Here is a 7,262-nt window from a genome sequence, read left to right as displayed (position 1 = left end):
TCTCTTCTTTTAGCTTCAACGAATAGTGCACGGAATTGTTTCTCAGAAACACCATACATAAATTTCGCTTTTTGTTTTTCATTAAGTTGTAAACCATACTCAGAAACTTTCTTACGACGCTGACCATGCTGACCAGGACCATAAGGTCTTTTTTCTAATGCAGATTTACCTGCTAAACGACGCTCACCTTTAAGGTTTAGGCTTACACCAAATCTTCTTTCGATTTTTTCTACTGGACCTCTATATCTTGCCATCAGTAATCTCCTTAAACTCTACGACGCTTAGGTGCGCGACATCCATTGTGTGGTAATGCAGTTACATCTTTCATAAATGTAACAGTTATACCCTCAATAGCACCAACTGCTTTAGTAGCAGTTTCACGACCTGAACCTGGACCTTGAACTTTAATACCAAGTTCTTTGATTCCATGAATTTGAGCTTTTGCTACCGCATCTTCTACAGCTGCTTGAGCTGCGAACGGAGTAGATTTTTTGCTACCTTTAAAACCAAGACTACCAGCTGAAGACCAAGCAATCATGTTGCCCATCTCATCTGTAATAGTTACAAGTGTATTGTTAAATGATGCAGCGATATGAACTATACCGCGTGCAATATTTTTCTTTACTACTTTTTTTCTAACAGCTTTTCTTTTTGCCATCTGTTATCCCTTACGCTGCGCCGACAGTTTTGCGTTTACCCTTACGAGTACGCGCATTTGTCTTAGTTTTTTGACCACGACATGGAAGACCACGACGGTGACGAAGACCTCTATATGAACCTAAATCCATAAGTGCCTTAATATCCATAGCTACTTTTTTACGAAGATCACCTTCTACCATATGGTTTTCACGGATTTCGTTTGTAATAGCAGCCACTTCTTCTTGAGAAAGTTCAAAAACTCTCTTATTGTAGTCTATACCTGTCGCGTCTAAAATTAGACGAGAAGCGTGTAAACCAACACCATAGATGTATGTTAGACCATACTCTACTCTTTTCTTTTTAGGTAAATCAACACCAGAAATACGAGCCATGGTTATCCTTGTCTCTGTTTATGTTTTTTAACTTTGCAGATTACTCTTACAATGCCTTTTCTCTTGATAACTTTACAGTCATCACACATCTTCTTTACTGAAGCACGTACTTTCATTGAAAGCCTCTTTATATTAATCTCACAAAATCCGAACTCGTCCGATTTTTGTTCAGTCACTAAAGCTTCACCTATCGGTGAGAGGGACAACCTCTACTTTATGAAAGTTTAGTTTTGTCTTTGTCCTTGCTGCATCCAGGCAGATATATTTAAAAATCTTGCCAATACTTTTATCTTTATAAGTAAATATATAGATAGAAATACTCTTTTGTTTTGTTAAAACAGCAAAGCGGACGCGTATTGTATCCAAAAGAATGTAAAAGATTTATTAAGTTATATTATTTTATTTAAGAGTTGTTGTTTTAGTCCCATAATACACTTACTCCGTACTCTTGATTGAGTGCTATGTATTTATTATAATAAACTTTTTTTCCATATTTTTTACTTAAGAGTTCCACTTCGATTGCTTCATCTTTAAGGAGTTCTCTTACCTCTTTATATGAAAGCCATTTTCCATAACGAGAGAGTGAATTTTGCCAGATTTTAAAGTCACATGTAGAGTTTTCTGTAAGTTCAAACATCTCGCCATCTTCCGTTTTCCAGTTGGCATTTGAGCATGCGTAAAGTTTAACTTTTTTACCGCTTACCTCTTTGTCTCTTACTTCAATACTACCGTTTTCACAATATGGGCACTTTCCTAAGGTCATCATATACTCTTTTTTTAGTATATTATTATAAAAAGACTCAATTTTTTAAAAATATGACAAAATGCAATAAATTTATATAATATCTCTAATCAAGCGAGGAGTTATCATTATCAAATACTATCTTTGCTTTTAAAAATATTACTAACATGTATATGATTCCAGGAGTAAATTCTAAAATACCGCCACTTATTTTAGAAGCAAAAAAATCCAACCAAAAATAGTAAATCACGGCACCAACAGTTATCGCAGACAAAATAAGCGTCACAAAATATAGTTCGTCATTGTATAAACTCAAGAGTAATACAATACCAAACAAAGCAGGAGCAATATGACCTGTAAGATACCAATAAATAATTGCCATTAAAAAAACTACTATGTTAAATATCATTGCTGCTCCCTGATTTATTTATAAGTTTATCTAAAATCTGTGTCTATGTATAAAGAAAAATAGTATTTTTGTTAAAATTCCATCATGAATACATATTTAGAGAAATTTAACGACTCTGTTAAAAATACTATTTACTCAAAACTTCCTATTATTGAGCAGGAGTTTATAAAAGAAAAATCACTTGAGCTAAAGTTTACATTTTCTGAGATAAAGCAGATAGTAGATATAGCCAGAGATCTTGAGATGTGGAATGAAAAAAGCATTATAAAGATTTTTCCTGAGCATGAGCAAAAAAAAGTTGTTTTTACAAGACTCAAAAAAGTCTATGAAGAGCTACGCAAAAAACCTAACTCTTATGAAAACTTTGAACTTAAAAACATACCAAAAGAACAAAAGTATACTTTTAAAACAGAGGCTAAAGAGGGTTTTGGTCTTGGACTCTGTCCTGTTGCAAGCGAGAAGACAAGATGTTGTAATCTTTTAACACTCGATGCGGTTGAGAGTTGTGGTTTTGACTGTTCATACTGCTCAATACAATCTTTTTATAATCAAAACACTATAACTTTTGATAGTAGCTTTGCCCAGAAGTTAAAAAATCTCAACCTAGAGAAAAACAAAACTTATCATATCGGTACAGGTCAAGCTTCTGATTCGCTTATGTGGGGAAACCGTGAAGGTATTTTAGATGCTCTTTTTGAGTTTGCAACTGATAATCCAAATGTAATCTTAGAGTTTAAAACAAAGTCTGACAACATAAAATACTTCTTAGAAAATGAAATTCCTAAAAATATTCTATGTACTTGGTCGCTAAACACTCCTACTATTATAGAAAATGAAGAGCATCTAGCTGCTTCACTTGATAAAAGAATAAATGCAGCAAGAAAAGTGGCTGATAAAGGTGTGAAAGTCGGCTTTCATTTTCATCCGATTGTTGAGTATGAGAATTATCTTGATGAGTACAACAGCGTTTATGAAAGATTGATTAATGAGTTCGAGCCAAGTGAAGTTGCACTTGTAAGTTTTGGAACACTTACCTTTATCAAACCTGTTATCAAACAGTTAAGAGATAGAGAGTTTAGAAGTAAGATTACTCAGATGCCTTTTGAAGATGCAAGCGGGAAGAGTTCTTATCCTGATGCTACAAAGCAAAAGATGTTCAAGCACGCTTATGAAAGCTTCAAGCCTTGGCAGCTTAAAAATAAACAAGAAGATGTATTTTTTTACTTATGTATGGAAGAACACGAGATGTGGGAGAAGACTTTTGGTTACCAATACGCAACCAATAATGATTTTGAGCGGGCAATGCTCGCTGCTTACGCTAATAAGCTGGGAATGGAGTTTCTAGTATAAACTAGTGACTTCCACAGCCTCCACAACAACCGTTGCTAGTTGATTCAGCAAATGCAATAACAAAATTATTACCAGCTTCTTGAACTTTAAAGTTGTGCTTACCACAAAACTCATCATTTTTCATTAATATCTACATGTCAGTTATATACATCAATATATCTTGATATATAAATAAATATCTGCTATTATGTCAAAATCAAATCAAGAGGATATTTTATATATGGATATATTTCTTAAAACAATAGGCTCGATTAACGATGAGACAAGGTTAAAAATTTTACATTTTATCGATGTAAACGGAGAAGTCTGTGTATGTGATATAGAGAACTCATTTGAGATGATACAGTCTCGCATCTCAAGACATCTAAAAATTTTAAAAGACGGGGGTTTTTTAAAAGTTGACAGACGCGGCCGCTGGGCGTATTATAGTATAAGAACTCCATTGGACCAATTTAGACAATCTATCTTAAAAGAGATAAGTTGTTTAGATATAAATATTCCATTATTAAATAAAGGTTGTAAAGTTGAATAAAAAAGTTCTCATTTTATGTACAGGAAATAGCTGTCGATCTATCATCGCAGAGGCGGTTTTGAACAAATATCTTGACGGTGTAGATGCTGAGAGTTCAGGAGTAAAGGCAAGTGGGAAAGTAAATCCAAATGCAAAAAAAGTTTTAGAATCTGATGGCTCTTGGGATGATAAGTATCACTCAAAAACTTTGAATAAAGTAATAGATACAGACTTTGATTTAGTAGTTACAGTTTGTGATAATGCAATGGAATCTTGTCCTATTTTTCCTAAAAATACAAAAGTTATACATGTAGGTTACGAAGATCCAGATGCAAAAGACTACTCTGCATTTCTTAAAACTTTAAAACTAATCAAAACAGAACTAACTCCAATTGTTAGAATGGAGCTGGGTTTATAATGATTTTAGCTTCAATAATTTTCTTAATCACACTTGTCTTTGTTATCTGGCAACCCCGTGGACTTCAAATTGGTACGACTGCTGTTATTGGTGCTATTGTCGCACTTATTGCTGGTGTAGTCAGTATTAGTGATGTTTGGATTGTTTATGACATTATCTGGGATGCAACCTTGGCTTTTATTGGAATAATCATTCTATCAATGGTTTTAGATGAGATAGGTTTCTTTGAATGGGCAGCACTTAAAATGGCAAAGCTGTCAAAAGGCAGCGGTCATAAGATGTTCTTTTACTCTATCATCCTAGGTGCTATTGTATCTGCATTGTTTGCAAATGATGGAGCCGCACTAATACTGACTCCGATTTTGCTTGCCAAGATGAACATACTAAAACTAAACACTAAAACAATTCTCGCATTTTTACTCGCAGGCGGATTTATAAGCGACAGTGCATCTTTGCCTTTTGTATTTTCAAACCTTACAAACATCGTTACAGCTAACTACTTTGACATTGGTTTTACTGAGTTCATCTCAAATATGATTCTACCGTATTTTGTGAGCGTTATTGCTACTATGGCGGTTCTTTGGGTAGTTCTGCGTAAAGATATTCCGCAACATGTAGATATAGACCTGCTTAAAAATCCCCAAGATGTTATCAAACACAAAGGGCTTTTTAACTTTTCATGGCTTTTTTTGGCACTTTTGCTAGCAGGATATTTCATAGGTGATGCTTATGACATTCCAATCTCAGTTTTTGCTCTTGGCGGAGGTATTATTTTTTTAACAATTGCAACACTAGCTAAAACTGTTGAGCCCAAGCACATCATCAAAGAGGCACCTTGGCAAGTTGTATGGTTTTCTTTAGGACTTTACATCGTTGTTTATGGACTTAAAAATGCAGGGCTCACTGACTATATAACTGACATGTTAGTTTACCTTAACTCTCAAAGTGAAGTGGTAGCAGTTGTCGGGACTGGATTTTTAGCGGCATTTTTGTCTGCTTTTATGAACAATATGCCTACAATCATGGTTATGGATATAGCACTAACTGACATTGCGAATGAAGCTATGATATATGCAAATATAGTCGGATGTAACCTAGGACCTAAAATGACACCGTTTGGCTCGCTGGCAACTCTTCTTTGGCTTCACACGCTGGAGAAAAAAGGTGTAAATATCAGCTTCTGGTCTTACTCAAAATTTGGACTGATTGTAACTCCGCCTGTTCTTTTAGTTGTTTTACTTTCCTTGGCTTAAATGCTTCTACATGTAGAGGCATTTACATACAAAAGTTCTCCTTGGCTGCATATAGATAATCTAAATCAAGCAACTATTTCCAAGATTTTTAAAAAACTCCATCTCACTTTCTTTTAAAAGTCTTATGGTGTTTGTAGAGCCGCATTCACCTACAGGATCGCCTGCTGTCAAGATATAGGTCTCTTTTATGTTTAATATATTTTCTTCTAAACCTTTTTTCATTACATCACTTATGGTTTTACCAAAGGAGCCGAGTTTTACACTAAATACAGGAATAATCCCCCACGAAAGTGTAAGCTGCTGTCTAACTCTGTCATCATGTGTTATAGCGTATATGGTTGCTTTTGGTCTATACTTAGCAAGCTTTCTTGCTGAATTTCCTGATGCTGTCATTGAGAGTATCCCATCAACTTTCAAATCTTTTGCCAACCTCACCGCAGACTCATCTATGGCATTTGTAACATCTTCGTGTTTTTGGTCATACTCTCTGTTATATGCGTAAACTCTCTCTGTCTCTCTGATAGTTTCAAACATTGTTTTAACCGCTAAAACAGGATATTTACCAACAGCACTCTCTTCTGAGAGCATAACAGCATCAGTTCCATCCAAAACGGCATTTGCTATGTCACTTATTTCTGCTCTTGACGCTCTCTCACTATGTGTCATTGAGAGTAACATTTGTGTTGCCGTTATAACAGGTTTTGCAGCAAAATTTGCTTTTTGTATAAGCAACTTTTGGAGGTTTGGCACTTCATAATATGGAACTTCTATGCCCAAATCACCGCGAGCTACCATAAGGCCGTCAGAAGCTTCTAAAATTGCATCAATATTTTGAATTGCATCAAACTTCTCTATCTTGGCAATGAGCATCTGTTTACCGCCAAGATTCTCTACAATCTCGCGAGCTTTTAACATGTCATTGGCCTCTTGAACAAAAGAGATAGCCATAAAATCAACGCCGTTTTTAACACCCCACTCCATATCGGCTCTATCTTTGGCAGTTAAAACATCCACTCCAAGAGCCGTATTTGGAAAGTTTACACCTTTTTTTGAAGAGAGTGTTCCATAGTTTTCAACTATAACTTCCACTTTTTGAGCACTACATGTAGTTACCTTTGTGCGAATTATCCCATCATAAAGATAGATATAATCGCCTACATGTAGTTGAGCTAAAATCTCAGGATAATTAATAGAGACTTCATATCTATCTTCTGCTGTGCACTTGCCTATAATTTTATCTTTGTGAAAAACGATAGTGTCATTCTCTTGAAGTTCAAAATCGTGTTCAAGCTCACCTATGCGGATTTTAGGACCGCTTATATCTTGTAAAATGCCCACGACTAAGCCTGTGTTTTTCATGGCTTGACGAATTTTTGTCAATACATCCAAGTGGTACTCATAAGTCCCGTGACTAAAATTTAGTCTAAATACATTTGCACCGGCTCTGATAAGACTCTCTATGCCGCTAAGAGTATCAGAAGCTGGACCGATTGTAGCCAAAATTTTGGTTCGTTTTTTCAAGAACTACTCCTTATTTATCAGCAATAA

At 35.2% G+C, this 7,262-nt stretch carries 10 protein-coding genes and 1 pseudogene; 4 read left to right on the top strand and 7 right to left on the bottom strand.

Translation table 11 applies throughout. The annotated features are described in order from the left end of the window. The 6 genes and pseudogenes from rpsD to OQK60_RS00220 all read right to left on the bottom strand — a co-directional run. Positions 1–254: pseudogene (gene rpsD, locus OQK60_RS00245) on the bottom strand (30S ribosomal protein S4); the annotation flags it as partial. Between the two features lie 11 nt (positions 255–265). Further along, a complete protein-coding gene (gene rpsK, locus OQK60_RS00240) occupies positions 266–658 on the bottom strand; it encodes a 30S ribosomal protein S11 (protein ID WP_297682891.1) in 393 nt (130 codons plus the stop codon). 10 nt (positions 659–668) lie between these two features. Beyond that, positions 669–1,031: a 30S ribosomal protein S13 gene (rpsM, locus tag OQK60_RS00235; protein WP_297682890.1), complete on the bottom strand. Its 363-nt coding sequence runs from the start codon at positions 1,029–1,031 to the stop codon at positions 669–671. A 2-nt stretch (positions 1,032–1,033) separates the two neighbouring features. Beyond that, on the bottom strand, positions 1,034–1,147 hold the full coding sequence (gene rpmJ / locus OQK60_RS00230) for a 50S ribosomal protein L36 (protein ID WP_008338806.1): 114 nt from the start codon (positions 1,145–1,147) through the stop codon (positions 1,034–1,036). 302 nt (positions 1,148–1,449) lie between these two features. After that, positions 1,450–1,794 carry a hypothetical protein gene (locus OQK60_RS00225; protein WP_297682889.1) on the bottom strand — a complete coding sequence of 115 codons (345 nt, stop codon included), beginning with the start codon at positions 1,792–1,794 and terminating at the stop codon, positions 1,450–1,452. Positions 1,795–1,879: 85 nt separating this feature from the next. Beyond that, the gene (locus tag OQK60_RS00220; RefSeq protein WP_297682888.1) at positions 1,880–2,182 is read right to left on the bottom strand and encodes a hypothetical protein; all 303 of its coding nucleotides are present in this window, start codon (positions 2,180–2,182) and stop codon (positions 1,880–1,882) included. Between the two features lie 84 nt (positions 2,183–2,266). Between OQK60_RS00220 and OQK60_RS00215 the strand changes: the two genes are divergently transcribed. The 4 genes from OQK60_RS00215 to OQK60_RS00200 all read left to right on the top strand — a co-directional run bounded on the left by OQK60_RS00215 (position 2,267) and on the right by OQK60_RS00200 (position 5,714). After that, positions 2,267–3,532: a spore photoproduct lyase family protein gene (locus OQK60_RS00215; protein ID WP_297682887.1), complete on the top strand. Its 1,266-nt coding sequence runs from the start codon at positions 2,267–2,269 to the stop codon at positions 3,530–3,532. A 220-nt stretch (positions 3,533–3,752) separates the two neighbouring features. Then, positions 3,753–4,064, top strand: a complete 312-nt coding sequence (locus OQK60_RS00210; RefSeq protein ID WP_297682886.1) for a metalloregulator ArsR/SmtB family transcription factor — start codon at positions 3,753–3,755, stop codon at positions 4,062–4,064. Further along, on the top strand, positions 4,057–4,461 hold the full coding sequence (locus OQK60_RS00205) for an arsenate reductase ArsC (protein WP_297682885.1): 405 nt from the start codon (positions 4,057–4,059) through the stop codon (positions 4,459–4,461). The genes OQK60_RS00210 and OQK60_RS00205 overlap by 8 nt, the downstream gene beginning before the upstream one ends. Continuing rightward, positions 4,461–5,714 (top strand): arsenic transporter, encoded by a 1,254-nt coding sequence (locus tag OQK60_RS00200; RefSeq protein WP_297682884.1) that lies wholly within the window; start codon positions 4,461–4,463, stop codon positions 5,712–5,714. The genes OQK60_RS00205 and OQK60_RS00200 overlap by 1 nt, the downstream gene beginning before the upstream one ends. A gap of 60 nt (positions 5,715–5,774) precedes the next feature. On the opposite strand, the gene pyk is transcribed toward OQK60_RS00200, so the two are convergent. Then, positions 5,775–7,235, bottom strand: a complete 1,461-nt coding sequence (gene pyk, locus OQK60_RS00195) for a pyruvate kinase (protein WP_297682883.1) — start codon at positions 7,233–7,235, stop codon at positions 5,775–5,777. Between the last annotated feature and the right edge of the window lie 27 nt (positions 7,236–7,262).

Source organism: Sulfurimonas sp., from assembly GCF_026196735.1.
GTDB lineage: Bacteria > Campylobacterota > Campylobacteria > Campylobacterales > Sulfurimonadaceae > Sulfurimonas.
Note: the sequence above shows the minus strand (reverse complement) of the source record. Positions and strands in the feature narration are given on the sequence as shown.

Coding starts and splice junctions, on each gene's coding strand:
- rpsK (WP_297682891.1), bottom strand. CDS start 658: ATGGCAAAAAGAAAAGCTGTTAGAAAAAAAGTAGTAAAGAAAAATATT.
- rpsM (WP_297682890.1), bottom strand. CDS start 1,031: ATGGCTCGTATTTCTGGTGTTGATTTACCTAAAAAGAAAAGAGTAGAG.
- rpmJ (WP_008338806.1), bottom strand. CDS start 1,147: ATGAAAGTACGTGCTTCAGTAAAGAAGATGTGTGATGACTGTAAAGTT.
- OQK60_RS00225 (WP_297682889.1), bottom strand. CDS start 1,794: ATGACCTTAGGAAAGTGCCCATATTGTGAAAACGGTAGTATTGAAGTA.
- OQK60_RS00220 (WP_297682888.1), bottom strand. CDS start 2,182: ATGATATTTAACATAGTAGTTTTTTTAATGGCAATTATTTATTGGTAT.
- OQK60_RS00215 (WP_297682887.1), top strand. CDS start 2,267: ATGAATACATATTTAGAGAAATTTAACGACTCTGTTAAAAATACTATT.
- OQK60_RS00210 (WP_297682886.1), top strand. CDS start 3,753: ATGGATATATTTCTTAAAACAATAGGCTCGATTAACGATGAGACAAGG.
- OQK60_RS00200 (WP_297682884.1), top strand. CDS start 4,461: ATGATTTTAGCTTCAATAATTTTCTTAATCACACTTGTCTTTGTTATC.